The following is a 1497-nucleotide window of genomic DNA, read 5'->3' on the forward strand; positions in this document are numbered from 1 at the left end:
GTTCATCCTGAACAGCTCTCATCCTTCTGATTTCGCTTTATAAAGTAGCGTTTTTCTTTGGTTTTGAATGCAGCATTTGGTATAATTGCAGCCAGAACCCTGCAATTTCGAGATGCGATATGAAGCCCAGAAAGCCGCCCCCGGAACAGGATGATCTGCTGCGCGCACGCCTGATCGAGATGATCGACATGCGCCACGAACTGGTAAAGCTCGCCGCCCTGATCGACTGGGAGGTGTTCGAGCGGGAATGGGCCGGGTTCTTTCCGTCCCCGGTCGGCCGTCCGGCCACGCCGACCCGTCTGGTCGCGGGGCTCTTCTATCTCCAGCACGCGTTCCGGCTCTCCGATGAGGCGGTCGTGGCGCGGTGGTCGGAGAACCCTTACTGGCAGCATTTCTGTGGCGAGACCTTCTTCCAGCATCGCCCGCCGATCGACCCCTCGTCGATGACCCGCTGGCGCAACCGCATTGGCGAGGAAGGTGTGGAGTGGCTGCTGACCGAGACGATCCGCGCCGGTCAGCGCGCCGGGACGGTGCAGGACAACCACCTGAAGACGGTCACCGTCGATACCACCGTGATGGAAAAGAACATCGCGCATCCCACCGATGCCCGGCTTTACGAGGTCGCGCGGCGCAAGCTGGTCGGCCTGGCGCGGGAGGCCGGCATCAGCCTGCGCCAAAACTACAATCGCCTTGGCCCCCGGCTGTCCGGGCAGGTCGGCCGCTGCGCCCATGCCCGTCAGTTCAAACGGATGCGCAAGGCCCTGCGTCGGCTCAAAGGCTATACCGGGCGCGTGCTGCGCGACATCGAGCGGCAGATGGACACGGTTCCGGAGGGGGCGCTGAGGTCGCGCCTGGTGGAGATGATCGTGCTCGTGAACCGGCTGCTGGCGCAGAAGCCGAAGGACCGCAAAAAGCTCTACAGCCTGCACGAACCGGCAGTCGATTGCATCTCGAAAGGCAAGGCGCACAAGCGCTACGAGTTCGGCACCAAGGTCAGCGTCGCCACCACCACGACAGGCGGCTTCGTCGTCGGCATGCGGTCACTGCCCGGAAATCCTTACGACGGACACACCCTGCACGAGGCGCTGGAGCAGGTGGAAATCCTGACCGACCGGCGCCCGGACATGGCCTTCGTCGACCGCGGCTACCGCGGCCACGGCGTCGAGACGGTTAAGGTCTTCATCAGCGGTGCGCGGCGCGGCGTCACCAGGGCGATCGCAAAACTGCTGCGACGACGAAGCGCCATCGAGCCGATGATCGGCCACATGAAGACCGACGGCCGCCTGACCCGATGCCCGCTCAAGGGAACAACCGGCGACGCCCTCTTCGCGGTCCTGTGCGGATGCGGTCACAACATCCGCATGATCCTGCGCCATCTGAGGGTCTTTTTGCGCCAGTTCATCTGGCGGATCGCACTGCTCCGAGGGTTCACGCGGGGTGCTGGCAGCCCTCAAGCACTGCAAATCGCCACCTGAGGCCGTTGTTCAGGATGAACTA

1 protein-coding gene is annotated in these 1497 nt (G+C 63.4%); it reads left to right on the plus strand.

Annotated features, from left to right (window positions below; genetic code table 11):
• Positions 1-119 precede the first annotated feature (119 nt).
• Positions 120-1475, plus strand: coding sequence for an IS5 family transposase (locus KAK09_RS18530; RefSeq protein WP_247651432.1), 1356 nt, complete (start codon positions 120-122; stop codon positions 1473-1475).
• The last annotated feature ends 22 nt before the right edge of the window (positions 1476-1497 follow it).

Source organism: Roseovarius autotrophicus (genome assembly GCF_018069895.1).
In the GTDB taxonomy this organism is placed as follows: Bacteria; Pseudomonadota; Alphaproteobacteria; order Rhodobacterales; family Rhodobacteraceae; genus Roseovarius; species Roseovarius autotrophicus.